This window comes from Aeromonas sp. R2-2 (assembly GCF_040908355.1).
Lineage (GTDB): Bacteria > Pseudomonadota > Gammaproteobacteria > Enterobacterales > Aeromonadaceae > Aeromonas > Aeromonas veronii.
The window spans coordinates 13,018-38,881 of record NZ_JBFODQ010000024.1 but is presented as its reverse complement, the minus strand read 5'-3'; the positions used below and the strand labels follow the sequence as shown (position 1 = coordinate 38,881).

The window sequence follows — 25,864 nt, the reverse complement described above, 5'->3', positions numbered from 1 at the left end:
TATGAATCCGTCACTGATCAGAAAGCTGGAAGGCCTCATCGAGCGCCACGAAGAAGTACAGGCCATGCTCGGCGAGCCAGACGTGGTCTCGGATCAGGATCGCTACCGCGCCCTGACCCGCGAATATGCCCAGCTGGAAGATATCGTTCACGCCTTCCAGCGTTACCGTCAGGCTCAGGATGATCTGGAGACCACCCAGATGATGCTGGAGGAGGAGGATGCCGACCTGCGCGAGATGGCGCAGGAGGAGCTGCCGCTCGCCAAGGCCAATCTGGAGGCGCTGGAGCAGGAGCTGCAACTGATGTTGCTGCCCAAGGATCCCAAGGATGACAACAATTGCTATCTGGAGATCCGCGCCGGTGCCGGTGGCGACGAAGCGGCCATCTTTGCCGGTGACTTGTTCCGCATGTATTCACGGTTTGCCGAGCGTCAGGGCTGGCGCGTCTCCATCGTCAGCTGCAATGACGGTGAGTACGGTGGCTACAAGGAGGTGATCGCCAAGATCGACGGCGAGCGCGTCTATGGCCGTCTCAAGTTTGAATCCGGTGGTCACCGGGTACAGCGGGTGCCGGAGACCGAATCTCAGGGGCGGGTGCACACCTCCGCCTGTACCGTCGCCGTGCTGCCGGAAGTGCCGGAAGCCGAGCAGATCGAGATCAATCCTTCCGACTTGAAGATCGACACCTTCCGCGCCTCCGGTGCCGGTGGTCAGCACGTCAACAAGACCGACTCGGCCATCCGCATCACCCACCTGCCGACCGGTCTGGTGGTGGAGTGTCAGGACGAGCGCTCCCAGCACAAGAACCGCGCCAAGGCGATGTCGGTGCTCTCCGCCCGCCTGCAAGCGGCCGAGGATGAGCGCCACCGCGCCGCCGAGCAGAGCACCCGCCGCAATCTGGTGGGCTCCGGCGATCGCTCCGAGCGCATCCGTACCTACAACTACCCGCAGGGCCGCCTCTCCGAGCATCGCATCAACCTGACCCTCTATCGCCTCTCCGAAATTTTGGAAGGGGATCTGGACTGCGTCATCACGCCGCTGGTGCAGGAGTATCAGGCCGATCAGCTCGCTTCGCTGGCCGAGAACAACTGATGCAAATGGTGATCCGGCAAGCTCGCATTAAGTGTGGTGCCCGTAAGGTTGAGTGGCACTGATGCAGATCCAGCAGGCCCGCGCCCATATCATGACCGTGCTGGCTGAGGGGGAGTCCCCCCGCGCCGATGCCGATGTACTGCTCTGTCATCTGCTCGGGTGTCGTCGCAGCTATCTGATGACCTGGCCCGAACATGAGCTGGATGCCGCCCAGCAGGCCACCCTGCAGGGGTGGCTGGCCCGTCGTCTCAATGGTGAACCCATCGCCCATCTGGTGGGCGAGCGGGAGTTCTGGTCGCTGCCCCTCAAGGTGAGCCCGGCGACCCTGATCCCGCGCCCCGATACCGAGGTGCTGGTCGAGCAGGCGCTGACCAGAATCCCGCAAGGGCCTTGCGCCGTGCTGGATCTCGGCACCGGCACCGGCGCCATCGCGCTGGCGCTCAAGTCCGAGCGGCCCGAGGTCGATGTGTGGGCGGTGGATCGGATGGCGGATGCCGCGGCGCTGGCCCGCGAGAACAGCGCCGCGCTGGGGTTACCCATCGAGGTGCGCGATGGCAGCTGGTTCGAGCCCCTTGGTGAGCCGGATCGCGACAATACGCCACGTTTTGCGGTGATTGTCTCCAATCCCCCCTATATTGATGGCGCCGATCCCCATCTCGAGCAGGGGGATGTGCGCTTTGAGCCTCGCTCGGCGCTGGTTGCCGATGACGCCGGGCTGGCCGATATCCGCCACATCGTGGCCCATGCTCCCGCTTATCTGCTGACCGATGGCTGGTTGCTGCTGGAGCATGGCTGGGATCAGGGGGAGTCGGTGCGTCAGTTGCTGCGTGATGGCGGTTACCGCGAGGTAGCCACGGTGCGCGATTACGGGGATAACGACAGGGTGACGCTGGGCCTCTGCCCGCTGCGCTGACGGTTCCTCACTGTTACACGGCGGGTTGCCTGTGCGCCCCCATGCAAGGATTGAATATGGTTTTTGTGCTCAAACACCTGCACCTCACCCTGATTGCCGGGGCCGTGCTGATGTTTATGCTCCGCTTCTACTGGGTACAGACCGCCACTGGCCGAGCCTATAGCGCGCCGGTGATGAAGGTCAGCGGCTGGCTCAACGGTCTGGTGGTGCTCTCCGGCGTATTGCTCTGCATGGTGCTGGATCTCAACCCGCTCAATAACGGAACGCCCTGGCTCAGCGAGAAGCTGATGGCCATTCTGGTGCTGGTATTTCTGGCGGCGATGGCGCTGCGGCTGGCCAAAAGCAATCTGGTGCGCTGGTGCTCCTTTCTGGGGGCGCTCGGCTGGATCTACTTTATTGCCAAGTTGGCAGTGCTCAAACAGACGAGTGTGTTCGGCTAAGGCATGAAGAGAATGTTACACATAGACGAATGGACCGATTTCGAAGCCCACGACATCACCGAGCTGGCGTTGTCAGTCAGCGATGAGATTTATGGCTCGGTCGAGGAGGGGATGCGCGAGTTGAACCTGCTGGACGAGTGGCTGGACGAGCAGATCGAAGAGGGCACCTGCGATGAGGTGCGCCAGCAGTTGCTGCAGGGCTTCTACCACAGCCTCGGTTTTCATGGCGACTGGCAGGACTATTTCTCTGCCAACAACTGCGATCTCAATCAGGTGCTGGTTCAGCGCAAGGGGATCCCGGTCAGCCTCGGCATTCTCATTATCCAGCTGGGGCGCAAGCTCGGGCTCGATGTAGAGGGGATCTGCTTCCCCGGCCACTTCCTGGTGAGCTTTGCCGGTGGCGAGGGGGAGGTCTATGTTGACCCCTTTACCGGCGACGAGCTGAGCCTGGCCCGCATCGAGCTGCTGCTGCGCGGTGCGTTGGGGGACTTGGCAACCCTGACCCCCGACTACCTGCAGCCCTCCGGCCAGTGGGAGATCATCGAACGGCTGCTCAACGTCAGCAAGGGTGCCCTGCTGCGGGAAGATCGCATGCCCGAGGCGCTACGTTGCAGCGAGCTGTTGCTGCGGATGAAGCCCGGCGATCCGCTGGAGACGCGGGATCGCGGCTTTATCTACGAGCAGCTCGATTGCCCGCGCCAGGCAGCCGACGATTTTGAATATTTTATTGAACAATGCCCGGACGATCCGGTCGCCGATGTGCTGAAAGTACAGCTGGCCGCGCTGGATCTGAGCCCCAAGCCCCTCCATTAAGGGCGGCTTGAAACTGAAACAGAAGAATATCAAGGCCGCTGCGTCCGGTCGCAACGGAGTAACTTGGCTTCAGGCCCTTTTATTTAGGATGTCTTGGAGTTGAAACAGAAGAATATCAAGGCCGCTGCGCTCGGCTGCAACGGAGTAACTTGGCTTCAGGCCCTTTTATTAAGGATGTCTTAGATGGAACAGAAGAATATCAAGATCAACCAGATCGACGTTGCCAACGACAAACCGTTCGTGCTGTTTGGCGGCATGAACGTGCTGGAATCCCGCGACATGGCGATGGCGGTGTGCGAGAAGTACGTGGAAGTGACCAGCAAGCTGGGCATCCCGTTTGTCTTCAAGGCGAGCTGGGACAAGGCTAACCGCTCCTCCATCCACTCCTACCGCGGTCCGGGTCTGGAAGAGGGGATGAAGATTTTCCAGGAGCTGAAAGCGACCTTCGGCATGCCGGTCATCTCCGATCTGCACGAACCCCATCAGGCCAAGCCGGTTGCCGAGGTGGTTGACGTTATCCAGCTGCCCGCTTTCCTGGCACGCCAGACCGATCTGGTGGAAGCCATGGCCCGCACCGGCAACGTTATCAACATCAAGAAGCCGCAGTTCCTCAGCCCAAGTCAGATGAAGAACATCACCGACAAGTTCGAGGAGTGCGGCAACGATCAGCTGATCCTGTGCGAGCGCGGTGCCAATTTCGGCTACGACAACCTGGTGGTGGACATGCTGGGCCTGGGGGTGATGAAGAAGAGCACCGGCGGCTATCCGGTGATCTTTGACGTGACCCACTCCCTGCAGTGTCGTGATCCGCTGGGGGCCGCCTCCGGTGGTCGTCGCGAGCAGGTGACCGAGCTGGCGCGCGCCGGCATGGCGGTCGGTCTGGCCGGTCTCTTTATCGAATCCCACCCGGATCCGAAAATTGCCCGCTGCGATGGCCCGAGCGCCCTGCCGCTGGAGAAGCTGGAAGGCTTCCTCAAACAGATGAAGGCCATCGATGACCTGATCAAGGGCTTCGAACCCCTCGATACCTCGGCCTGATCCCGACGCTGTCATGCCTGATGAAAATGCCCCGCAATGCGGGGTATTTTTATATCTGCCATATTTAGTTGAAGACTCAAATTAATCTACGAGCAAACAATTGTCGGTTGCTGTGGTGTTAATGGTGTTAATGGTGTTAATTTTGTTGTGTGATTAATGTCTCTTAATTGTTTTTTATTACATGTAAAGTGGTCCCCGTAGTAATGCAGAAACAGCATGGATCGGGTGAGGTACGCAGATATCTCGTCCGGCTATCTGCATGTTTATTGCTGCCATAACAATGTGCAATTAAATTAACAGGACGTTAATAATGCGAAAGAAACTATTTAGCAGCCTCTATTTTCAGGTATTGCTCGCGATTACCCTCGGGGTATTTCTGGGGCATGTCTATCCGGAACTGGGCGCCGATATGAAGCCCCTCGGTGATGGCTTCGTCAAATTGATCAAGATGATCATCGCCCCCGTTATTTTCTGTACCGTGGTTACCGGCATTGCTGGGATGGAGAGTATGAAGGCGGTCGGCAAGACCGGCGCCATTGCTCTGCTCTACTTCGAGGTGGTCAGCACTATCGCCTTGATCATCGGGCTGTGTGTGGTCAACCTGCTGCAACCGGGTGCCGGTATGAACGTCGATCCGGCTGCGCTGGATGCCAGCGCCATCTCCGCCTATGCGGAGCAGGCCAAATCCCAGGGCATTATCGCCTTTTTACTGGATATTATTCCGGGCAGTGTGATCGGTGCCTTTGCCAGCGGTAATATCTTGCAGGTGTTACTGTTTGCGGTGCTGTTTGGCTTCTCCCTGCATCATATCGGTGAAAAGGGACAGGTTATTTTCGGCGTCATCGACAGTTTCTCCAAAGTCATATTTGGCATTATCAATATGATAATGAGACTGGCGCCGGTCGGTGCATTCGGGGCAATGGCATTTACCATCGGCAAATATGGAGTAGGTTCACTGGTACAGCTGGGCCAGCTTATTGCCTGCTTCTATCTCACCTGCCTCTTCTTTATCTTCATTGTGCTGGGCAGCATCGCTAAAGCCTCGGGTTTTAGCATCCTGCGTTTCATCTCCTACATTCGTGAGGAGTTGCTGATCGTGCTGGGGACCTCCTCTTCCGAGTCGGTACTGCCGCGGATGCTGGACAAGATGGAGAAGCTGGGTTGCCAGAAATCGGTGGTGGGGCTGGTCATTCCGACCGGATACTCTTTTAACCTGGATGGCACCTCCATCTATCTGACCATGGCGGCGATTTTTATCGCCCAGGCCACCAATACGCCGCTCGACCTGTTCCAGCAGATCACCCTGCTGGTGGTACTGCTGATCTCCTCGAAAGGGGCGGCGGGGGTGACTGGTAGTGGCTTTATCGTGCTGGCAGCGACCATTTCGGCGGTGGGCCATCTGCCACTGGCTGGTTTGGCGCTGATCCTGGGGATCGACCGTTTTATGTCCGAAGCGCGGGCGTTGACCAACCTGATCGGTAACGGGGTTGCCACCGTGGTGGTCGCCAAATACTGCAAGCAGCTGGACGAGAAGAAAATGGATGCAGTGCTCGGCGGCAAGGTCGGGCAACTGGAAGCGGATAGGGCGTAAGCGCTGTTCCCCCCCGCACGGCCGCGTTGGCTGGTGCGGGGGCAATAAAAAAACGGCCAATCGGCCGTTTTTTTTGTGCTGATACCGCAAGTACCAGCTCTTCACTGCAGGGCGCTGATTACAGGCTCTGGGTGAAAGTACGGGTAACCACGTCACGCTGCTGTTCCGGGGTCAGAGCGTTGAAACGCACTGCGTAGCCAGATACACGGATGGTCAGCTGCGGGTACTTCTCCGGGTTTTCGATAGCATCTTCCAGAGTTTCGCGACGCAGCACGTTGACGTTCAGGTGCTGGCCACCTTCAACAGCAGGTTCAGCCTGAACCGGCAGTTCGCGGTATTCGAACTGACCCAGGTCAGCCAGTTGCACTTCTTGATCGGCAGCGAAAGCATCGCCTTTGACGCAGATGCAGCGAGCTTGTTGCTTCTCTTCGTCCAGAAGCCAGAAAGAGTTCAGCAGAGCGGTGTTGGCGGCCTGGGTGATTTGAATGCCTTTGATCATGGTATGACTCCTCAATGGGAACGCGAATCCAACTGTAAGGAAATTACCCTGATGTATTTAAGCTACCGTCGATGGCGATGACTTAAAGGGCCCTTGCCTTACACCTTTTCTTTGATGGGGTCATATATACCACGGTGGTAATATTACCAAAATTGATCTAGATCAAGAAAATCCGACAAAGCGCCATTTCAATGGGATTAAATTCTTGAGTTGAATCAAAAATAGGTCATTTTTTTGATTTTGTAAGATATCCAAATTATGCATCTTTTATCTCGTTAATCTAGTAATTTAACTACATCTTTTCGGCTTTTTCTGAGGTTAATTGAGGGGTTGGCTACACTCAGCAAAAAAAGCGAGGAGAGTGCCGGGTGAATAATGGGTGGCGAAAGTGGGTATGGCTCGCCCTGTTCTGTTGCTGGGCAAGCAGTGTTGCGGTGCGGGCCGAGACGGTGCGTATTGCCGTGGGCGAGTGGCCGCCCTATATCAGTGAGTCGTTGCCCAATCAGGGCTTTCTCTGTGAGGTGGTGCGCCAGGCCTTTGCCGAAGAGGGGCTCGATGTCAGCTTTCACTTCTATTCCTGGGCCGAGGCTTACCGACTGACTCTGGAGGGGCGCTATGTGGTCACCATGCCCTGGTTTCGCTCCCGCGAGCGGGAGCAGCTTTTCTATCTCTCCGCCTCGCTCGGCCATTTCACCACTCGCCTGATAACGTTGACCGGTACACCCGTGGTCAATCTGGGTGAGCTGAAACACGAGCCGGTCGGGGTGACCCGTGGCTATTTCTATGGCGATGGTTTTGCCGCCCGCCAAGCCGGGCTCACCCTCGAGTGGTCAGATTCCGATGAGGAAAGCATGGGCAAGCTGCTCGACGGGCGGATCCACTATCTGGTGATGGATGAGCAGGTGGCACAGACTCTGTTCCAGCAGGCACTCGTTCGTCATCCCCAATCGCTGTCACTGACCGGTGCCGCCGACCCCATCTGGTCGCAACCGGGATACCTGCTGATGCGCAAGGTCGATCCCGAGGCGCGCCGTCTGATGCTGCTGTTCAATAGCGGCCTGCGCAAGCTGGAGCGCTCGGGGCGCCTCGCCAGGCTCTGGAAAGCGTGAGCCACGGTTGCGTCTTGCGGGCTGGCCCCCTATCCTGAGCCCTTCGCCGTATCAAGTGAGGAGGCCGGGGTGCTGACCTGGAGTGATGTGATTGGCTCTGAGAAAGAGCAGGACTATTTCAAGAGTACGCTGGCAACTGTCAGAGCCGAGCGGGAAGCGGGCAAGGTGATCTACCCGCCAGCCACCGATGTGTTCAATGCCTTCAAGCTGACCGAGCTGGATCAGGTCAAGGTGGTGATCCTGGGCCAGGATCCCTACCACGGCCCCAATCAGGCGCACGGGCTCTGCTTCTCCGTTCTGCCCGGCGTGCGTACGCCCCCCTCACTGGTCAACATCTATAAAGAGATGCAGCGTGACCTGCCAGGTTTCGTCACACCCAATCACGGCTTTCTCGAATCCTGGGCCAAACAGGGTGTCTTGCTGCTCAACACTGTGCTGACGGTGCAGGCCGGTCAGGCTCATTCCCACGCCCATCTGGGATGGGAGACTTTTACCGATCGGGTCATCGAGCAGATCAATGCCAGTTGTCAGGGGGTGGTGTTCCTGCTGTGGGGGGCCCACGCCCAGAAGAAGGGACGTTTCATCGACCGCCAGCGCCACTATGTGCTGACCGCGCCGCACCCGAGCCCACTCTCTGCCCACCGCGGTTTCATCGGTTGCGGTCACTTTAGCGAGACCAATCGCTTGCTGGAACAACAGGGCAAGAGTCCGATAGAGTGGAAATCTGTCTGCATCCCACTTGATTGAGTGCAAAGTTCGGGCGACAAATGACCGTATACTCAGGGACATAAGATTAATTCAGAGCCAAGGAGTGCCCATGTTATCCAGTCTGCACAAGGACCATCTCAACATCGCCCGACTTTTGGAGCTGCTCAAGCACAAGCTGGCAGCCATTCGTGCCGAAGAGCCCATCAGCTATTTTCTGGTGCGCGATGTCATCGACTACCTGCGGGAGGTCTCTGACAAGTACCACCATCCCAAGGAAGACCTCATCTATGACTACTACCTGAAATATCGGGTGGTGGAGGGTGAGGTCGCCAACCGCCTGCAGGAGGAGCACGTCAAGCTGCTGGAGGCCGGGGCCGATCTCAAGGAGATGGTGGAGATGATCCTGATGGATGCGGTGATCCCCCTCGATCAGTTCACCACCAAGCTGGAGCGCTTCGTGGAACTGCAAGAGGCGCACATGAACTACGAAGAGGGGGTGATCTTCCCCCATCTGCGTGACTCCCTGACCGAGGATGACTGGCGTCATCTGGAGCAAAACTGGCAGAACCGCGCCATTGGCGACCCCCTGTTCGGGGCTGAGGTGAGCCAGCACTTTCAGGCACTGGCCAAACGCCTCTCTCTGCCGCTCACGACCGGCTAAGACGAGCCCTAACCCGCAGCGCGGCGGGTATTGTGTGAGTGCCACTTGAGTGAAAACAGAAAGGCCTCCATCCGGAGGCCTTTTGCATGGTGGAGCAAGCTTACGCCTGTGGTTTCAGGAAGTTGCGATAGAGCATATAGAGGTGGGCCGAGCTCCAGCTGAAGTTGCTGGCCCCCTGCATGGCGCCGGTCTCCGGATTGTAGTTTTCGCGGATGGGGCCGCTGCCCGCCAGTCCTTCGGCATTGTTGAACAGTTTGTTGACCAGTGCTTCGGCATCGCTGCGGTAGCCGTAGTTCTCCAGCCCCTTCACCCCGAAGTAGAACTGATCGAGCCATACCCGGCCGCGCCAGTAGATATTGGGGTCGTAGGCCGGGTTGGTGAGTGCGGCTGTGCCCAGCGGGATCTTTGTGTTGAACTCCTGGGCGTTGAGCATTACCTCACGTACCCGCGCCGCTTTCTCCTTGTCTGCGACCTCTGCCCAGAGCGGGCTCCACCCTTCCGGGCCACGGCCGCGAGCGGTCAGCAATTTGCCGACGCAGCCGTTGCCGTCAGCAACATCCCCCTGAGCAATCTGGCGATCGTAATAGAAGCCTGATGCCTCATCGAACATGCAGCTGTTGATGTAACCAGCCAGCTGGGTCGCGCCATCGCGGTAGCGGCTTGCGTCGTCCGGCTTGCCAAGCAGGTCGGCCATGTCGGCCAGAATGCGTTTCTCCTTGGCGAGGAAGGCGTTGAGCTCCACCGACTCCTGATCGATGGAGAAACCGATCAAATCGCCATTGTCCTGATGGTTTTCAAAGAAGGCGACGTTCCAGTCCTGACGCGCCTTGGCCAAATCTCCGCCATAGGTCTTGTCGGCATAGCGTTGCAGCTGGCCCGGTTCGATAAAGCCGAAGCGGGCGGCGTTGTCCATGCCTGACTCCCAACCGGCGCCGTGCTGGGCACCGATATCCATGTCGCTGTACCCGCCCACGTTCAACACCTGTTGATAGAGCGGCATACCGGCGCAGGCATACCAGCCATCCCCCTCACTGGTACAACTGGAGAGATCCAGCCCGGCGGGAATACCGTTGGAGTACTGCACCTTGAAGGTGATATTGCCGTACTCGTCGTTATGTTCGACGTGCTTGGTAGCACCATATTCGATGATGCCGTTGCGGTTGTTGTCACGTGCGCGGTACCACCAGTCGTGATAGGCCTGCAGTTTGGGATACATCTCGGCAATGAATGCCTTGTCCTTGGTAGCGCTGTAGATTTCCCAGATGGCCCAGGCGGAGAGGGGCGGCTTGGTGTCGCGCTCGTTCCAGTTGCCGCCATCGCCACCGCGATCCGCCAGCTTGTTGTAGAAGACGGCATCGATCACCATGCCCGCATCCTGCGGTCGCACCGGATCATCCGGCTGCACCTGATAGTCATACATGGCGCGCACGTTGTTCTTGGCCACCTCAGGGTTGAAGTGTGCCATGGCATAGGCGTGCTTCCAGCTGTCCCAAGCCCAGACGCCGTCGAACCAGCGGGCGGTATTGGAGGGGGTTACCCCGTCGTGGAGGATGGCGCCAGCCGGGGAGCGCCAGTTGCCATTGAGGGTCTCCATCGCCTTGACGGCGATGCGACGCTCCGACTCGGGGATCCCCTGATTGGAGAGACCCTTGGCAAGGTAGTCCTCCCAGCGGCGGATGGAGTCGGCAAAATAGCTGGCCGGGTTGGCCAGCAGGGCTTGACGGCTCTGCTGATGGCGGCTGGCGTCATCTGCGGAGTGGAGATAGCTCTGCAGGGTGTAGATATCCTCGCTCCCCTTGGCGGCAAGGGTAATGCTGGCGTCGCTTTGGTAGCCCAGTGTCTTCTGGTCGAGGGTGGTGCGACTTGGCAGGGTGCGGTCGATGCGATAGCGGGCGCTGCCGCTCTGCATGATGTTCCAGGTGCTGCGCAGTTTGCCGAACTGGAATTCGATTCCTTTGTCACTCTCGCTGATGGTGCGTGTCCAGCCTGGATATTTGCTGGCAATCGTATCCTTGGCATCCCATTGATTGAGCAACTCGCCCTGCCAGTTGAGGTTGAGGGTGAGCGGTGCATCGGTCTGGTTGATGAGTCGGGTGCGGATAAGGGCGGTGCGGGCATCACCATAACGCAGCTCCAGCTCCAGCGTGAAGGGCTCGAACTCGAAGCGTTGCACCAGCGCACCGGGAAGGGCGTACACCTCCTGCTTGCGGGCGCTGGTGAGCGGGAACGGGCGGCCGCTCGCATCGCTCAGGGTGAGCTTGTCCAGCTCGCTGGCAAAGAAGAGGCTGTACTCCTCGGAGATGACCATGGGACCGGTAAAGCCCCCCCACTCCTTGTCGCTGGCAGGCAGCAGGAAACCGTGCCATGCCCCCAGATCGAGCAGCGGGTTGTATTTGAGGTTGGAGTAGCTGTCAAAGTCGCGGAATTGGGTCGGAGTTCCCCGACGGTCGATCACGTCCTTGTACTGGATGGCCTGCTCCGGTTTGGCGACTGTGCTGCTCTCTGTCTGGTTATCGTTGCAGGCGGTCAGTCCGAACAGGGCGGTGCCTAGGGCTACCGAGAGTAAAGTTTTACGAAACATTTCTCGCTCCAATTCCGTTTATGTAGGTTAAAAGGAAGATTTTTTACGCTTATTTTTAGTGAAAAGATGTTCGGTAGCCATTGTATGGCAAGGGGAAAGGGAGCGTTGGCGCGAGATCACACTCTGAAGAGGCGGCAATGTGAGCGGGATCACCGGGTTACATCAGGTTACATAGAATGGTCTTTAAGTAATATTTTACTTTTCGTTGCTCGCCAATCTGGCAGGGCAGGTGTGCAGGTATTGGTGGGGCGTCAGGCCAAACTCCTGTTTGAAGCGGGCGGCAAAGCGGCTGGGGGAGTCATAACCGCAGGCGAGGGCGACCTCCAGCGGGGTCAGGCCCTGTTGCAACAGGTTGAGGGCGTGGCTCATGCGTACCTGAGCCAGCAACTGGCGAAAGCTGCGACCTTCGGCGGCCAGCTTGCGCACCATGGAGGCGCGGCTCATGGAGAAGTAGGGGGCCACCGCCTCCAGGGTGTGGTCGATGCCGGGTTCCACCGCCAGGTAGCGTGCCAGCCGCTCTGCGAGGGTCATGGTGCTGGCGGGAAAGAGTAACCCGAGGGCGTTGGCGGCCCGCAGCTCGGCATAGAAGCCGCGCAGCAGTTCGGCCTGGGTCGCCTCGCTCAGTCCCCGTTCGGCCATGGTGCTGATGAGCTCAAAGCAGAAGGCGAGCCCGGGGGTGACCTTGACGGCGGGTTCCTCCAGATCGGCGTGGGAAGGGGCTGACTCGGCCAGCCATTCTGGCGGCGGCGGGGTGAGCAGCGTGATGGCGTGGGAGCGAAATTTGCCCTGCTCCGGCTGATTGACGAAGGTGAGCTGGTGGCCTGCCGGGATCAGCAGCCACCGCTCCCTGTTAAACGACAGACGTCGCTCGCGCCACCACAGTTGCTTGCTCCCCTGGGTGACCCAGATGAGGGTCGGGGCGTAGATGAGCACCCGATGCAGGGGCTGCTGGCGGATCCCGAGATAGTGGCTCTGTTGCAGCAGGGGAGTGCTCATCCGGTTGGCTCCTAGGGGGTGACGAAGGTGGCGGTCAGGGTGGCTTTGCCGAGCGCCATGCTATTGAGCATGTAGCCTACCATAGCCGGCGGGGTATCAGCCTTTACCTCGAGATCATGGGGCAGGGCCCAGGCGGTGAACTGATAGCGGTGCATGCCGTGACCTGCGGGCGGGCAGGGGCCGCCATAACCCTGGCTGCCAAAGTCGGTGCGGATCTCCAATCCCTGCTTGAGCTTGCCGGAGGCATTGCTGGCCAGCTCGCTCTGGGTAGCAGGCAGGTTAACCACCAGCCAGTGCCACCAACCGCTGCCTGTAGGGGCATCGGGGTCATAGGCGGTGATGGCAACACTCTTGGTGCCTGCCGGCAGATCCTGCCAGCTAAGTTGGGGCGAGTGGTTGTCGCCGCTGCAGCCAAAGCCGTTGAAGCTGAACTGTTTGTCCATCAACTGGCCTTCGTGAATGTCCGTGCTCTTCAGGGTCATGGCAAAGGCTGGCATGGCCGTCAGGCAGAGCAGTGGCAACAGGGCACTCTGTTTGAGCAATTTCATCGGGTGACTCCTCGTGTGGTAACGGGTTCACTTTAACGAGGGCAGGGTAGAATGTTATTGCAGAACGGCTCAATGTGAGGTCAATTGGTGAGTTAATTGAGCCTTTGGGTGGTTTTATGGCAAGAAGGTAAACGGCAGCCATAAAAAAACCGGCATCAGGGATGCCGGTTTTTTGTTTGACGATGAGAGGTGCGGCTTAGCGCAGGATCATCTCGTCACGGCCCGGGCCGACGGAAACCATCGGAACCGGTACGCCGAGCAGCTCTTCGATACGCAGTACGTACTGCTGGGCTGCTTTGGGCAGCTCTTCGAAGGTGCGGCAGCCGGTGATGTCTTCGCTCCAGCTTTCCATCTGCTCGTAAACCGGCTTCAGGGCAGCGGTTTGCGGCCAAATCGGGTTCTCGGTGTGAGCACCTTCGTAGGCCACGCAGATCTTCAGATCCGGCAGACCGGTCAGGCAGTCCAGCTTGGTCAGGGCGACTTCGGTCGCAGCCTGCAGCTCGACACCGTTCTTGGTGGCGACGGCGTCGAAGTAACCGACATCACGGGGACGGCCGGTGGTGGCACCGAACTCGTTGGTGATCTTGCGGAACTCGTCCTGGTTCTCCATGGCGGTCAGCAGGGTGCCGGTACCGACAGAGGAGCTGAATGCCTTGGCTACAGCGATGACGCGCTCCGGGCGCAGACCTGGCAGACCGCCACCGATACCGGCGTAGGCGCCAGATACGTGGGAGGAGGTCACCCAGGGGTATTCGCCGTAGATCAGGTCACGGCCAGCGCCCAACTGCGCTTCGAACAGCAGGGTCTTGCCTTCCGCCTGCAGCGCTTTGAGCGGCATGCTGACGTTGCACACGGCGTCGAGCCACGGGGCAGAGACTTCCAGCAGCCAGTCGGCCATCTCCTGGGCAGTCTGGGTGAATTCGAAGGAGGGGTAGATAGCCTTCATCTGCGGCAGTTTCCAGTCCAGCATGAACTGGATGCGCTCGACCAGCACGTCCGGCTGTTTCAGCCAGCCAACCAGGATCGCTTTCTTCATCACGCGATCGCCGTAGGCAGGGGCGATGCCCTGACGGGTGGAGCCATAGGCGCCGTCACCCAGACGTTGCTCTTCCAGGGTATCTTCCAGTGCGTGCAGCGGCAGGCAGAGAGTTGCGCGGTCAGAGATGGCCAGCTTCGGAGTCACGCCGGAGGCTTTGACTTCCTCGAGCTCGACGGTCAGTTTCTCGGGGCTGATCACCATGCCCGGGCCGAGGACAACCAGGCAATCCGGGTTGAATACGCCACTCGGAACCTGGTGCAGCTTGAAGGTGCCAAGGTCGTTGACCACGGTGTGGCCAGCGTTGTTGCCGCCCTGGAAGCGAATGCTGGCGCCAGCTTGACCTGCCAGATAATCCACGATGCGGCCTTTGCCTTCATCACCCCAGTTAGCACCTACGACTACGATAGACGACATGACTCTTTCTCCTAAGACGTTAGGCGTCCATCCTAGGAGCCTGATGCGGATTAGAAAAATTAATTATCTTTATAATTCCGATAAGAGAACCATATAATTATGGCCAATTAAGCGGCAAACTGCTCGATTTTGCCTGGCAAGCCCCGCACCTCGCGGGTTGAGGGACTCTTATGCTGGATATTCACTGGCTGCAAACCTTTGTCACCCTGGCCCGATTGCAACATTTTGGCCAGACCGCCACCGAGCTGCACATGACCCAGCCCAATGTCAGCCTGCATATCAAGCGGCTGGAGCAGGCGACCCGGGTGCGGCTGATCGAGCGCAGCCCGTTTCGCCTGACGCAGGCGGGGGAGCGGCTGCTGCAAAGCGCCGAGCGCACCATCGCCGAGTTGCAGCTCTGCCAGTCCGATCTCAATGCCCTCAACCAGCTGAGTCAGGGGACGCTGGCCATCGCCGCCAGCGACATCATCTCCCGCCTGCTGCTGATCCAGCCGTTCCAGCGCTTCAAGCGGGAGTTCCCCGGCATCGACCTCACCCTGTTCAACACCACTTCGGATCAGGCCGCCGAGCTGGTCAAGGCGGGCAAGGCGGATCTGGGTTTTGTCATGGCGCAAAAGCGCAGCGAGCCGCTCTTCTATACCGAGCTGCAACAGGTGACCTGGTGCGCGCTGGGCCACGGCCTGGCCCGCTGGCAGGCGCGGGCGGTGGCGGGGGAGAGCGATCCCCTCGATGAGCCGACCCTGATCCTGCTCGGTCACGACACCCGCACCCGGGCGCTGATCGACCCGTCCCTGCCGCTGCTGGCCTTGCCCCCCTGTCGCATCATGGAGGTGGGCAGCGTGGACGCCCAGCTGGATTGGGCCGAGGCGGGCTTTGGTGTCGCCATCGTGCCGGACTTCTCCCTGCATCCGCGCCTCAACCTCACCGCGCCTGTCACCAGCCTCGGCGACTTTCCCGGTACCAGTCTGGGCTACGTGGTGCGCCAGAATCAGGTGTTGTCGCGGGCCATCAAGCAGTTGCTGCACTGGGTGGAGGAGGAGATCCAGAAGCCCAATCCCTATCTGACCCGGGTGATAGAGCCGTAGCGGTACGGCAAGGTGAGCACGACTATCGGGGTGACTGTGCCGCCATCAATTGCGTCACTATCGAACGCGCGTAAACAATCAGGGCAGCCGAGGTTGCCCTGATGCATTTGTGGGAGCTGACCATTCAGGGTTGCAGCTGTGTGGCTGCGCTGGTGGCAGGGGCGGGAGGCGTGTCGGTTTTATCCTGCTGCAGGGTTTCGCCAGTCACCGCGCTGCTGGCAGGCTGGGTTGCCTGCTCTTGCGGCGAAGTTGCCGCAGAGGCGCTTTGTGGCAACTGAGCCGAAACGGCAGCCGATGGTGATGGAACCGTTGACGCTGCGGCAGAGGGAGCCACTCTTTCCCCCTCGGTGGTCGGCGTAGCAGTGAGCTCGGGGGTGACCTCAAGTGCCTCTTCGGGCAAGGGATTAACCTCTGTGGCTTCTGTTGCCACTGCGGCACTGCTGGTGGCGGTCGCGTCGAAGGGCGCCTCAATGGGCGTTGTCGTCCCGTCGGCGGCACTCACCGGCTCTGTCGTGGGCACCGTCTCCGAGGCCGATGGCGCTGGTGTGAACGGCTCCGGCGTCAGTTGTTCCGCGGTTAACTGCTCGGGGGTCAGTGGCAAGGGGGCTGGCGGTTGATCCGACATCCCCGCATGGAGGGGCAGCTCGGTTTGCGCCTGCAACTGCTCGGGGGTCACCTTGCTCAGGGCGGGATGCAGCCGGCTGAACTGTTTGACCCGGGCCAGCAGGGTATCGCGCACGGTTCGGACGATGGGGTCCGGCAGGCTGGCCAGCGCCACCAGTTCGGCACTCATCCCGATGTTGTTGATGGCGGTGGTCTGCCCCGGATAGAGGTTGGCGGCGATACGGCTGCGCTGGTAGTAGGGGTGTTGCTTGAGCAGCGTGTCGATCTGCTCCCCTTCGATAGGGATGAGGCGCACCTTGCAGCGGCTGATCAGATCGCCGACCGCCAGACTGGGGTGACCGGCAACCACAAACGCGGCATCCAGCGAGCCATCGCACAGCCCTTCCAGCGGTTCGCTGTCCGACTTGAGTTGATAGGCAGCAAACTGCCCGGGTTGCCATCCCATGGCTGCCATCAGGGCCTGGCTGGTGATCTGCTCACCGGCGCCCTTGTTGCCCGGATAGACCCGCTTCCCTTCGATATCTGCCAGGGTGGTGATGCCGCTATTGGGGGCGGCCAGCAGGGCCAATGACTCCTGATAGAGGCGAAACAGGCTGCGCAGCTCATTGTTGGCCCCCTGCCCACTGAAGGGGCCGGTGCCGTGCAGGGCGTGGTGCAACACATCGGACTGCACCAGCGCCAGCTGTACGTCCCCCTTGTCGAGTGCCTTGAGGTTGGCCATCGAGCCACGGGTGCTCTGCACGGTGCAGCTGTCCCCATGCAGGGCATGGCCGGCATTGAGCACCCGGCAGATGGCGCCACCGGTCGGGTAGTAGACCCCGTTGAGCGGGCCCGTTCCGATAGTCAGCGCCTGGCTGCCAAAGGGGAGCAGCGCAGAGAGTGCACAGAGTGGGAGCAGAAGGTGATGCAAGATCCGTAGAGACATAATTGACCGTTGACTGAGTTGACCGCTGGCTGATGACACAGGGAAAAAGGGATGGGGCTTGCCCATCCCGTTGCTGGCTGATCAGGGCTTGTTGTGGTTGAGGATTGCCCGCTCCATCCGCGCCAGCGCGTCGGTCAGCCGTGCCCTGGTGCAGCCGAAGTTGAGCCGCACGAACTGACCGTCGCCAAACTGGGCGCCGGGGGAGAGACCAACCCCGGCCTGCTCGAAGAAGGGGATGGGATCGGCAAGGCCAAGGGCGCTCACATCGATCCAGGCCAGATACGTCGCCTGATGGTTGGCCAGCTTGACGCCGGGCCAGCGGGCAACCGCCTGCTGGATCAGGGCCAGATTGGCTGCCAGATAGTCGAGTTGCTCGGTCAGCCACTGTTCGCCACCCTCATAGGCCGCTTCGGCGGCGACAAAGCCCAGCAGGTTGACGTCGGCGCTGATGCCGCGCATCGCCTGTTGCAGCCTGAAGCGCAGACGGGCGTTGGGGATAATGGCGAAGGAGCAGCAGAGACCGGCGATATTGAAGGTCTTGCTCGGGGCCATCATCACCGCGCAGCGCTCGGCTGCTTGTGCACTGATGGCGCCGTAGGGAATGTGGCGGGCGTTTTTATCCAGCAGCAGATCGCAGTGGATTTCATCGGAGCAGATCACCAGATTGTGGCGCGCAGCGATGGCATCGATGGCCAGCAGCTCGTCACGGGTGAAGATGGTGCCGCCCGGGTTGTGGGGGTTGCAGAGCAGCAGCAGATCTGCGGCGGGGGCCTGACGCTCAAGCTCTGCCAGATCCAGCACCCAGCGACCGGCGTCTTCAATCATCGGCACGGTGAGCAGGGGACGATCATTGAAGCCCGGCGCCTGCAGGAAGGGGTAGTAGACCGGCTTGGGGGTGATGATACCGCGGCCATGCTGGCTCCACGCCTTGCAGGCAAGGTTGAGCCCCGGCACCACGCCGGGCAGGAACACCAGCCATTCGGGCTCGATGGCCCAGCCATAGCGGGTCGCCATCCGTTCGATAATGAGTTCGATCAGGCGCGGCGAGGGGCGTGAATAGCCGAAAATGCCGTGGGCAACCCGTTTGGTCAACGCCTCGATCACGGACGGGGGGGAGACAAAGTCGGTATCGGCAACCCACATGGGCAGCACATCCTGACCCTTGTACTTGTCCCATTTCAGGCTCATGGTGCCACTGCGGTCTACTTCCTGATCAAAATCAAACATGCGAACTCCTTGTGCTGGCAGGATGGGCTTTCACTCTACGGGGTCGCGGCCTCCCTCGCAAGGCGCACACCTGCTTATGCCATCCTTGAGCCCGCTCTTGATAGTGACATAAGATAGGCGCCGAATTTTCATACGGCTGCCGCCCGTTAGCCCGTATCGTCCCTCCAATCAGTGGTAACCCTATGAGCTTGTCGATAGCGGCGGTCAAACGCCCTGACCCCGTCTCTCTTTCATTTCTTGCCGTGACCTTTATGACCGGCGTCGCGGTGGCACTGCAGGTGCCTACCTTAAGTCTGTTTCTGGCCGAAGAGGTACAGGTGCGCCCCTTTCTGGTCGGGCTCTTCTATACCATCAACGCCGTGGTGGGCATTCTGGTCAGCCAATGGCTGGGCCACCGCTCCGACAACAAGGGGGATCGCAAGCGACTGATCCTGCGCTGCTGTTTTGCCGGGGTAGCGCTCTCCCTGCTGTTTGCCTGGAACCGCAACTACTGGCTGTTGGCGAGTCTGGGGGTGATGCTGGCGGCGCTGGCGGCCACTGCCAGCCCCCAGTTGTTTGCGCTGGCGCGGGAGTACTCCGACAGCCGCAACCGGCGGGCGGACATGTTCAGCTCGGTGATGCGCGCCCAGTTTTCGCTGGCCTGGGTCATAGGCCCGCCCATCGCCTTCGCGCTGGCCATAGGCTACGGCTTCGAGCTGATGTATCTGGCCTCGGCACTGGCCTATCTGCTCTGTGCCCTGGTGGTGTGGCGCTGGCTCCCCTCTCTCCCTTTGCCCAAGATGGCTGAAGAGACAGAGCGGGTCAGCAGCTGGCGGGATCCGGCGGTGCGGGCGCTCTTTATCGCCTCCACCCTGATGTGGACCTGCAACAGCATGTACCTGATCAATATGCCGCTCTATATCACCCGAGAGCTCGGGATGGATGAGAAGCTTGCCGGTATCCTGATGGGCACGGCGGCGGCGCTGGAGATCCCCTTCATGCTGCTGGCGGGTTATTACACGGCCCGTTTTGGCAAGCGCCCCATGATGTTGTTGGCGGTGCTGGCTGGCGCGGCCTTTTACACAGGTCTGGTGACCCTCACCGACCAATACGCCCTGATCGCCTTGCAGCTGTTCAACGCCATCTTCATCGGTATCGTGGCGGGGATCGGCATGTCTTACTTTCAGGATCTGATGCCGGGGAGAGCCGGGGTGGCGACTACCCTGTTTGCCAACAGCATCCGCACTGGCTCCATCATGGCGGGGGCAATCGCCGGTGTGGTGGCGGAGGTGTGGAGTTTCCACGGAGTCTTTATGGTGGCGCTGGGATTGGCGCTGGTGGCACTGGCCGCCAGCTGGCGGGTGCCCAACGTCTGACGGGGGATCTGGCTGTTATTTATCGTGCTGGGACTGGGCGTGCGGAAGCGGCGCTGATTCGCCCTGATATTCGTTGCGCAGGCAGCGCAGCAGCAGCTCGGTCGCTGGGCCGAGGGATTCGGGGGAGAGGGTCAGCAGGTAGGTGTAGAGGTGGCGCTCGTTGCCGCTCTCCAGATCCAGCTGTATGAGTGAACCTTCCGCCAGCTCCCGCTCTACCAGATGGCGCGGCAGCCAGGCATAGCCGAGGCCGAGGCGCAGCATGGCGAGCACTTCGTGGTAGTGGGTCGCCTTCCAGCCGGTATCATCTGCATCGTTCCAGTCCACCGAGCGGTGAATGGGGGGATGGAGGCTGATCTGGTTGTGGCTGGTCAGCACGTCGCTGCGGATGGGCCCCTCCTCCTGTGCCAGCGGATGGCTGGCGGCGCAGAGGGGCAGCAGGCACACCTCATCCAGCAACAGGCCGGTGCGATCGCCGGGCAGGTGCTCGGAGAGCATCAGGTCCCCCGGTTGCAGGGCGTTGAAGTGGCAGTGAATGCGTTCGTGCAGGTTGACCCGGCAACCCCGGCTGCGGGGATAGAAGCTGGCCAAGGCCCGATAGAGGCGATCCCTTGGCTGCAGCGCCGAGACATAGAGGTTGATCTGCGGCTCCCACTGCCGCTCCAGGTTGTTGGCCAGATTCTCCAGCTCTTCCACCTGCTGGCTCAACTGACGGGCCCGCTTGAGGAAGATCTCGCCCGCTGGCGTCAGCACCGCCTTGCGGCCGCGCACCTCCAGCAAGGGCACCCCCAGACTCTGCTGCAACTTCGCAACCGCATGATTGAGGGAGGACTGGCTCTTGTTCAGCGCCTCGGCCGCCTGGGCGTAGCCGCCGCAGTCGACCACCGCCTGAAAGATCCGCCATTGCTCAAACGTGCTCTTGGGACGAAACATAGTTCAACCTGATTGGAGATAGGATGGTCAGTGGTTCGAACAGGGAGCCTGTGCCCCCTATTCAATTTAACCCCTGCCGCACAACACTCTGGGTATTTTATTGATTTATTTGGGCTGGGCCACGCCACTTGTTTATTTTGGCTGAGCCACAAAGGTCTGGCCGGTTTTGCCGCGGCTGTCCGACCCCATCAGGTAGAGGTAGAGCGGCATCAGGTCGGCCGGAGTCTTGAGGTTCATGGGATCTTCCGCCGGGAAGGCGCTGGCGCGCATCTTGGTACGGGTACCGCCCGGGTTTAGGGTATTGACCCGCACACCGGTGTTCTCAAGCTCGTCGGCCAGCACTTCCATCATCCCCTCGATGGCGAACTTGGAGATGGCATAGGTGCCCCAGTAGGCGCGCCCCTTGCGTCCCACGCTGGAGGAGGTGTAGACGATGGAGGCATCGCCCTGCGCCTTGGCAGTCTGGCGCAGCAGCGGCAGCAGCGCCTGGGTCAGCAGGAATTCCGATTTGACGTTGACCTGCATCACCTCGTCCCACTCCTTCTCCTGAATGTGTTCAAACGGAGAGAGGGTGCCAAGCAGACCGGCGTTGAACAGCACGCCGTCGAGGCGGCCAAACTGCTGGGCGAAGGTTTCGGCCATGCCGCGGTAGTGGGCGGCGGTGGCCCCTTTCAGATCCACCGGCACGATGGCGGGCAGCGGATAACCGGCCGCTTCAATCTGGTCATACACGGCTTCGAGTTTGGCGCTGGTGCGGCCGAGCAGGATCACGGTGGCACCGTGAGCGGCGTAGGTGAGGGCGGCTTCGCGGCCGATCCCGTCGCCGGCACCTGTGACCAGAATGACTTTATCCTTGAGCAGATCGCGGGGCGCCTGATAATCGAGCATGACAACTCCTGTTAACAAATTCCGGCCATAAGTGCATGGCAATCGGCGCCAAGTGTACTGATCCGCGCGCCTATTTGACCAGCCAGCGGCAAGAAAAATGTGAAGAAAATAGAGAGGTTGTGATGCTCGGGTTGGTTTTTCCGGGCACTGGCTGCGATTTTTTGCGCGCATTCGCCAAACTCCCTAGAATGTGACGAAAACCGATCCATTCTGGAGTCCATCGTGACATTTCTGACCGAATATGGCCTGTTTCTGGCCAAGACAGTGACCTTCATGCTGGCCATCGGCGCCATCATCCTGATGATCGTCAGCACTCGCCAGCCGAAAGCGCGCAAGGGTGAGCTGGTGGTGACCGATCTCTCGAGCGAGCTGGAGCAGGGGCAATTTGCGCTCAAGAGTGCGCTCGTAAGCAAGGCCGAGCGCAAGGTGCTGGAAAAGCAGCAAAAAGAGGAGCAGAAAAAACGCGCCAAGGCCGGTGATGAGCGCAGCCGCCTGTTCGTGCTCGATTTCAACGGCAGCATGGATGCCAAAGAGGTGGCCTCCCTGCGCGAGGAGGTGAGCGCGGTGATTGGTGTCGCCCAGCCCGGCGACGAAGTGCTGCTGCGACTCGAATCCGGTGGCGGCGTGGTGCATGGCTATGGTTTGGCAGCCTCCCAGCTGCAGCGGTTGCGCGATCGTGACATCAAGCTCACCGTTGCGATTGACAAGGTGGCGGCGAGTGGCGGCTACATGATGGCCTGCGTGGCGGACAAGATCCTGGCTGCCCCCTTTGCCATCGTCGGCTCCATCGGGGTGATCGCCCAGCTGCCGAACTTCAACAAGTTGTTGAAAAAGCACGATATCGAATTCGAGATGCACACCGCCGGCCAGTACAAGCGCACTATCACCATGTTTGGCGAGAACGACGATCTGGGGCGCGAGAAGTTTCGCGAGGAGCTGGCGGCGATCCACGAGCGCTTCAAGGCCTTTGTGGCCGAACACCGCCCGCAACTCGATATCGATCAGGTCACGACCGGCGAGCACTGGCTGGCAAGTCAGGCCAAGGGGCTGGGGTTGGTGGATACCCTCTGCACCAGTGATGATTACCTGCTGGCGCAGGCCAGCCACCACAAGGTGATCGGCATCAGCTATCGCAAGCCAAAAAGCCTGACCCAGAAGCTGGGGCAGCAGGGCGCGCAGGCACTGGAAGCCGGACTGGGGCGGCTGTGGCAGCAGAGCCCCTGGCGCTAAGCCTGGCCCTCTGGCTCTAGTCAGAGGGAAATCCCGCGATAAAAAGGCCAGCCGATGCCCATCGGCTGGCCTTTTTGCATCCGGTTGCACCTTGCTGGTGAGCAAAGATTGTTTCTATTGAGGCCCTCTGTTACAACTGAATGCTTTCCCCGTTTATGACAGGATCTTGTGGTAAGAGCTGCGGGGCATGGAGCATAGCGATGTCATGGAGCACCTTCAGGCAATTTACCCCGCTGGTCTGGATCGTCATTCTGGGCACCTTTATGGTGCGTACCAGCTACTACATGGTGTGGCCCTTCCTCTCCATTCTGCTCTATCGGGAGTATGACCTTTCGGCCACCTTCATTGGCCTGTTACTGGGTGGCTCAATGGCCCTCTCTACCCTGGTCAGTTTTTACGGCGGCTGGCTCTCTGATCGCTTCGGGCGGCGCAGCATACTGCTGGCCGGTTGTCTGGTGGCGATGCTCTGTTTCGGTCTGCTCGGTTTTTCGCACGAGGTATTCTGGCTCGGGGTCGGGGTGATGGGCAGCGGCCTCTCGTCGGGGCTCATCGATGCCCCCGGCAAGGCGCTGATGGCTGACAGTCTGGCCTCGGCCAAGGCGCGGGAGTTGGCACTGCACCTGCGCTATTTTCTGCTCAACCTGGGGGCCGCGCTGGGGCCGCTGCTAGGGGTGACTCTCGGGATCAACGCCCAGCAGGAGACCTTCCTGTTTCTGGTGGTGAGCTATTTGCTGCTGGCGCTGGCCTTTGGCTGGGGATTTCGCCGGGCTGGCAGCACAGGCAAGCCGGGGACTGCCGGGCCCGGCTTGCGGGATGCCATCAAGGTGTTGCTGGCGGATCGTGCCTTCCTGCTGCTGGTGATGGCCAATCTTCTGATGGTGCTGGTCTACTCCCAGTTTCACTCGCCGCTGGTGCAATACCTGACCCGGGCCGGTATGCCGCAGGTGGCCGAGCTGGTTGCTCTGCTGGTGGCGACCAATGCCCTGACCGTGGTGCTGCTGCAGTTTCCGCTGCTGCGGTTGTTGTCACGCTGGCCGGTGCGGGTACGGCTTCATATCGGCATGGCGCTCTTTCTGTCGGCCCAATTGCTCTTCGCGCTGGGGGACCCGATGGTGCGCAGCCACTGGTTTGGCGCCGTGCTGTTGCTCAGCATTGGCGAGACCATCCTCTTCCCCCTGCTCAACGTGCTGATCGACCAGATGGCCCCCACCCACCTCAAGGGGAGCTACTTTGGTGCCAGCGCACTGGCCGGGTTGGGAGGGGCTGCCGGCGCCCTGCTGGGAGGCTGGATCCTCGAGCAGTGGAGCGGGCAGTTGCTCTATGTGCTGATGGCGCTGCTTTGTGTGGCGATTTTTGCGCTTTATGAGTGGGGTGCCAGAGTACAGCATTCCGCTGTGGCCACGTCTGTGGTTGAGCGGAGCTGACCCGGTTAATGCGGGGATCTGTGATGCTGAATGTTCAGTGCGTGCTACCCGGAGTCTTCTCTTTGAGCGCCTTCTTGGCTGCGTACATCCTCTCGTCGGCGAGGCGGATCAGGTTTAGCCCGTCGTCGTAGTGCTCCGGTCCGGTCTGCACTATGCCGATACTGAGGGTGAGATCGCCCAGCTGCTCCTTGACGGTGTTGATCAATCGTTTGAGATAAATATCCCGCGCCTGACTCTCGTTGCAGTTGGGCAGGATCAGGCAGAACTCATCTCCCCCATAACGAAAGCAGCTGTCTTCGGCGCGAAAGACCTGACGGATGCAGTTGCCGACGATGCGCAGGATCTCGTCTCCGCGCTGGTGACCTTCGGTATCGTTGATTTGCTTGAAGTTGTCGATATCGAGATAGGCGATGGCCATGGGTTCGGCACGGCGCTGACAGGTGCGCAGGCTTAGCAGCAACAGCTCGTTGAGGTGGCGAACGTTGAGCAATCCGGTCAGGGCATCGGTGCGGTTCAGCTCCTCCAGTTGCTTGGTACGCTCGCGAACTTTCTGCTCCAGACTCTTGGCATAGTTCTCCGACTTCTCTCTGGATGACTCTATTTCCGACACCAGACTGCGAATGTAGGTTTCGAAGACCAGAGTGATGTCGAACAGAAAGAGTTTGTCCAGGGCGGCCAGCATGACGAGGCGCTCCGGTTCATCGCGGATCTGCTCGAACATATCCTCGATCAGCAGGGCTTTGAGGGTGTTGATGGCGGCCAGATAGAGCTTGGGTTCGACCCCGATCCGCTTGTGAACCAGCCCGATCCGAAGCCGGTTGTTGACGTACTCCAGATCGTAATGGCCGCTGAAGAGATCGAGCACATAGCGCCGTTGCGCGGTGCGCAACCGTATGAGGGTATCGGCATCCCCGATCAACAGGGCGATTTCGGTGATGGCCGTCTGCTGCTGGTAGAAGCGATCCACCAGGGCGTCGATACGTGGTTCTATCTTGCTGCAATAACTTGCCAGCCGCGCCACATCCTGTTCATTGAGCAGCAATAACTCCTTGCGATGGGCAATTTCAAAGTCGGTGATCCTCATCTGCTCAAGCAGGGTCTGTTCGGTCGGATTCATCGTCGTCCTCGGTTTATTACTGGGCGTTACGCTGTCCGTGAGGTGGGACAAACAAGCAGGCGTGGCAATTGATAGTGTAGTCAGTGAGGCTGGGGCGCGCGCAATGCCCCCGCGTGGCGGGGGCTATGGAGGGTCAGGTGAAGGCTAAAGGGGCAAGAGATCCGGAGGGGGAGATCAGAAGGTCAGCACCTTGTCGGCAGCCAGGGTCCATTGGGCCAGCATCGGCAGGGTGCCGACCTCAATGCCCTCGATCAGCGGCAGGGCTGTGATGCCACGGGCATCGGTGCAGGTCTTGCACAGGCGAATGGTGACGCCCTGGGCCAGCAGGATCTCCAGCATCTGGCGCAGGTTGTATCCCTCGGCCGGTGCCTGACCGGCCAGCGCTGCACTCACCGCATCTGACATCAGGAACAGCTTCAGGCTGGCACCACCCTGTTCGTTGAGGGCGATAGCGAGACGCAGGGCGTTGAACAGGGATTCGCTGCCATAGGGGGCACCGTTGGCAATGACCACAATTTGTTGATTCATAACAGACTCCCGATTGGAAAGAGCGCCATTGTAGAACCAACAGGGTGGCAATTGCGTGATGTTGCACAACTTCTGTCGCACCTTTTTCCCG

Annotated in this window: 24 protein-coding genes; 13 read left to right on the top strand and 11 right to left on the bottom strand. The window is 60.1% G+C overall.

Features of this window, described 5'->3' with window-relative positions; all coding sequences use genetic code 11:
- The first annotated feature begins 1 nt into the window (after nt 1).
- The 6 genes from prfA to AB5Z09_RS04475 all read left to right on the top strand — a co-directional run bounded on the left by prfA (nt 2) and on the right by AB5Z09_RS04475 (nt 5,885).
- The gene (gene prfA / locus AB5Z09_RS04500) at nt 2–1,090 is read left to right on the top strand and encodes a peptide chain release factor 1 (protein WP_042061304.1); all 1,089 of its coding nucleotides are present in this window, start codon (nt 2–4) and stop codon (nt 1,088–1,090) included.
- Between the two features lie 61 nt (nt 1,091–1,151).
- Complete coding sequence (gene prmC, locus AB5Z09_RS04495; RefSeq protein ID WP_368194725.1) at nt 1,152–2,003, top strand: peptide chain release factor N(5)-glutamine methyltransferase; 852 nt, start codon at nt 1,152–1,154, stop codon at nt 2,001–2,003.
- Nucleotides 2,004–2,059: 56 nt separating this feature from the next.
- Complete coding sequence (locus AB5Z09_RS04490) at nt 2,060–2,443, top strand: SirB2 family protein (protein WP_005334939.1); 384 nt, start codon at nt 2,060–2,062, stop codon at nt 2,441–2,443.
- A 12-nt stretch (nt 2,444–2,455) separates the two neighbouring features.
- Entirely contained in the window at nt 2,456–3,256 is an 801-nt protein-coding gene (locus tag AB5Z09_RS04485; RefSeq protein WP_005334938.1) for a SirB1 family protein, read from the top strand.
- A gap of 183 nt (nt 3,257–3,439) precedes the next feature.
- Nucleotides 3,440–4,294 (top strand): 3-deoxy-8-phosphooctulonate synthase, encoded by an 855-nt coding sequence (kdsA, locus tag AB5Z09_RS04480; protein WP_005334937.1) that lies wholly within the window; start codon nt 3,440–3,442, stop codon nt 4,292–4,294.
- A 310-nt stretch (nt 4,295–4,604) separates the two neighbouring features.
- On the top strand, nt 4,605–5,885 hold the full coding sequence (locus AB5Z09_RS04475; RefSeq protein WP_005353887.1) for a dicarboxylate/amino acid:cation symporter: 1,281 nt from the start codon (nt 4,605–4,607) through the stop codon (nt 5,883–5,885).
- 118 nt (nt 5,886–6,003) lie between these two features.
- Here the strand turns inward: AB5Z09_RS04475 and grcA are convergent, their stop codons facing one another.
- Nucleotides 6,004–6,384, bottom strand: a complete 381-nt coding sequence (grcA, locus tag AB5Z09_RS04470) for an autonomous glycyl radical cofactor GrcA (RefSeq protein ID WP_005334936.1) — start codon at nt 6,382–6,384, stop codon at nt 6,004–6,006.
- A gap of 368 nt (nt 6,385–6,752) precedes the next feature.
- Here grcA and AB5Z09_RS04465 point away from each other — a divergent pair, with 368 nt between their 5' ends.
- The 3 genes from AB5Z09_RS04465 (at nt 6,753) to AB5Z09_RS04455 (ending at nt 8,862) form a co-directional block, all read left to right on the top strand.
- Nucleotides 6,753–7,493 (top strand): transporter substrate-binding domain-containing protein, encoded by a 741-nt coding sequence (locus AB5Z09_RS04465; RefSeq protein ID WP_236767432.1) that lies wholly within the window; start codon nt 6,753–6,755, stop codon nt 7,491–7,493.
- Nucleotides 7,494–7,562: 69 nt separating this feature from the next.
- Entirely contained in the window at nt 7,563–8,240 is a 678-nt protein-coding gene (gene ung / locus AB5Z09_RS04460) for a uracil-DNA glycosylase (RefSeq protein ID WP_005353881.1), read from the top strand.
- Between the two features lie 70 nt (nt 8,241–8,310).
- On the top strand, nt 8,311–8,862 hold the full coding sequence (locus AB5Z09_RS04455; RefSeq protein ID WP_005353878.1) for a hemerythrin domain-containing protein: 552 nt from the start codon (nt 8,311–8,313) through the stop codon (nt 8,860–8,862).
- 100 nt (nt 8,863–8,962) lie between these two features.
- Here AB5Z09_RS04455 and ygjK read toward each other — a convergent pair whose 3' ends face one another.
- The 4 genes from ygjK to AB5Z09_RS04435 all read right to left on the bottom strand — a co-directional run bounded on the left by ygjK (nt 8,963) and on the right by AB5Z09_RS04435 (nt 14,440).
- Nucleotides 8,963–11,443, bottom strand: a complete 2,481-nt coding sequence (gene ygjK / locus AB5Z09_RS04450; RefSeq protein WP_236767431.1) for an alpha-glucosidase — start codon at nt 11,441–11,443, stop codon at nt 8,963–8,965.
- A gap of 195 nt (nt 11,444–11,638) precedes the next feature.
- Nucleotides 11,639–12,439, bottom strand: a complete 801-nt coding sequence (locus AB5Z09_RS04445; protein ID WP_368194724.1) for a helix-turn-helix transcriptional regulator — start codon at nt 12,437–12,439, stop codon at nt 11,639–11,641.
- Nucleotides 12,440–12,450: 11 nt separating this feature from the next.
- Nucleotides 12,451–12,987 (bottom strand): YbhB/YbcL family Raf kinase inhibitor-like protein, encoded by a 537-nt coding sequence (locus AB5Z09_RS04440; protein WP_005353872.1) that lies wholly within the window; start codon nt 12,985–12,987, stop codon nt 12,451–12,453.
- Nucleotides 12,988–13,183: 196 nt separating this feature from the next.
- Nucleotides 13,184–14,440 (bottom strand): adenylosuccinate synthetase, encoded by a 1,257-nt coding sequence (locus AB5Z09_RS04435; RefSeq protein ID WP_368194723.1) that lies wholly within the window; start codon nt 14,438–14,440, stop codon nt 13,184–13,186.
- Nucleotides 14,441–14,610: 170 nt separating this feature from the next.
- Here AB5Z09_RS04435 and AB5Z09_RS04430 point away from each other — a divergent pair, with 170 nt between their 5' ends.
- A complete protein-coding gene (locus tag AB5Z09_RS04430) occupies nt 14,611–15,525 on the top strand; it encodes a LysR family transcriptional regulator (RefSeq protein WP_042658174.1) in 915 nt (304 codons plus the stop codon).
- Nucleotides 15,526–15,649: 124 nt separating this feature from the next.
- Here the strand turns inward: AB5Z09_RS04430 and AB5Z09_RS04425 are convergent, their stop codons facing one another.
- Both AB5Z09_RS04425 and AB5Z09_RS04420 read right to left on the bottom strand, forming a co-directional pair.
- A complete protein-coding gene (locus AB5Z09_RS04425; protein WP_368194722.1) occupies nt 15,650–17,074 on the bottom strand; it encodes a TAXI family TRAP transporter solute-binding subunit in 1,425 nt (474 codons plus the stop codon).
- A gap of 81 nt (nt 17,075–17,155) precedes the next feature.
- Nucleotides 17,156–18,301 carry a MalY/PatB family protein gene (locus AB5Z09_RS04420; protein ID WP_368194721.1) on the bottom strand — a complete coding sequence of 382 codons (1,146 nt, stop codon included), beginning with the start codon at nt 18,299–18,301 and terminating at the stop codon, nt 17,156–17,158.
- A gap of 182 nt (nt 18,302–18,483) precedes the next feature.
- Here AB5Z09_RS04420 and AB5Z09_RS04415 point away from each other — a divergent pair, with 182 nt between their 5' ends.
- Nucleotides 18,484–19,656, top strand: a complete 1,173-nt coding sequence (locus AB5Z09_RS04415; protein ID WP_005334914.1) for an MFS transporter — start codon at nt 18,484–18,486, stop codon at nt 19,654–19,656.
- 15 nt (nt 19,657–19,671) lie between these two features.
- On the opposite strand, the gene AB5Z09_RS04410 is transcribed toward AB5Z09_RS04415, so the two are convergent.
- Both AB5Z09_RS04410 and AB5Z09_RS04405 read right to left on the bottom strand, forming a co-directional pair.
- The gene (locus tag AB5Z09_RS04410) at nt 19,672–20,586 is read right to left on the bottom strand and encodes a LysR family transcriptional regulator (protein ID WP_149152400.1); all 915 of its coding nucleotides are present in this window, start codon (nt 20,584–20,586) and stop codon (nt 19,672–19,674) included.
- A gap of 132 nt (nt 20,587–20,718) precedes the next feature.
- A complete protein-coding gene (locus AB5Z09_RS04405) occupies nt 20,719–21,474 on the bottom strand; it encodes a YciK family oxidoreductase (RefSeq protein ID WP_005334909.1) in 756 nt (251 codons plus the stop codon).
- Nucleotides 21,475–21,696: 222 nt separating this feature from the next.
- Between AB5Z09_RS04405 and sohB the strand changes: the two genes are divergently transcribed.
- Entirely contained in the window at nt 21,697–22,704 is a 1,008-nt protein-coding gene (gene sohB, locus AB5Z09_RS04400) for a protease SohB (protein WP_368194720.1), read from the top strand.
- Between the two features lie 200 nt (nt 22,705–22,904).
- Nucleotides 22,905–24,128: an MFS transporter gene (locus AB5Z09_RS04395; RefSeq protein ID WP_368194719.1), complete on the top strand. Its 1,224-nt coding sequence runs from the start codon at nt 22,905–22,907 to the stop codon at nt 24,126–24,128.
- A 34-nt stretch (nt 24,129–24,162) separates the two neighbouring features.
- Here AB5Z09_RS04395 and AB5Z09_RS04390 read toward each other — a convergent pair whose 3' ends face one another.
- Complete coding sequence (locus AB5Z09_RS04390; RefSeq protein ID WP_064339649.1) at nt 24,163–25,245, bottom strand: diguanylate cyclase; 1,083 nt, start codon at nt 25,243–25,245, stop codon at nt 24,163–24,165.
- Nucleotides 25,246–25,419: 174 nt separating this feature from the next.
- A complete protein-coding gene (locus AB5Z09_RS04385) occupies nt 25,420–25,773 on the bottom strand; it encodes a DsrE/DsrF/TusD sulfur relay family protein (RefSeq protein ID WP_005334901.1) in 354 nt (117 codons plus the stop codon).
- Between the last annotated feature and the right edge of the window lie 91 nt (nt 25,774–25,864).